This is a genomic window from Mycobacterium sp. 852002-50816_SCH5313054-b (assembly GCF_001667185.1).
Classification (GTDB): Bacteria; Actinomycetota; Actinomycetes; order Mycobacteriales; family Mycobacteriaceae; genus Mycobacterium.
In genome coordinates, this window is record NZ_LZIC01000008.1 from 1 (window position 1) to 568 (window position 568).

The window sequence follows — 568 nt, forward strand, 5'->3', positions numbered from 1 at the left end:
GCGCATACGATCTCGACGGTGGCGCGCCGGGTGGAGGAGTTCCCGCGCTGCGCGCAGGGATTGCGGGAGGGGCGACTGTCGCTGGATCAGGTCGGCGTCATCGCGGCGCGGGCAGCCGACGGATCGGATGAGCATTACGCGCAGTTGGCCGCGGTCGCCACGGTCGGCCAGCTGCGCACCGCGGTCAACCTCGAGCCGCGACCCGAACCCGATCCTGGGCCGCAACCGCAGCCCTCGATCACCAAGACCTCTGATGAGCAGTTCAGCTGTTGGCGGATCAAACTTGCCCACCCCGAGGCGGCGAAGTTCGAGGCGGCGCTGGCGTCTCATCGGGAGGCGCTTTTCGCCGAGTGGAAACACGATCACGGCGACGGCGAGGCCCCAGCAGAGCAGCGGCCCCCGGTGCCGGGCACCCTCGAGGCGTTTCTGCGCCTGGTCGAGGCCGGCTGGGATGCCGAAGCCACCCGCCGCCCGCACGCCCAGCACACCACCGTGGTGGTCCACCTCGACGTCGCGGCGCGCGTCGCCGCGCTGCATCTGGGGCCGCTGCTCACCGACGCCGAACGCC

The 568-nt window shown here is 71.5% G+C and carries 1 protein-coding gene; it reads left to right on the forward strand.

What is annotated here, in order from left to right:
* The coding region (locus tag A5787_RS01030; RefSeq protein WP_156763701.1) for a DUF222 domain-containing protein at positions 1 to 568 on the forward strand (568 nt) is incomplete at both ends.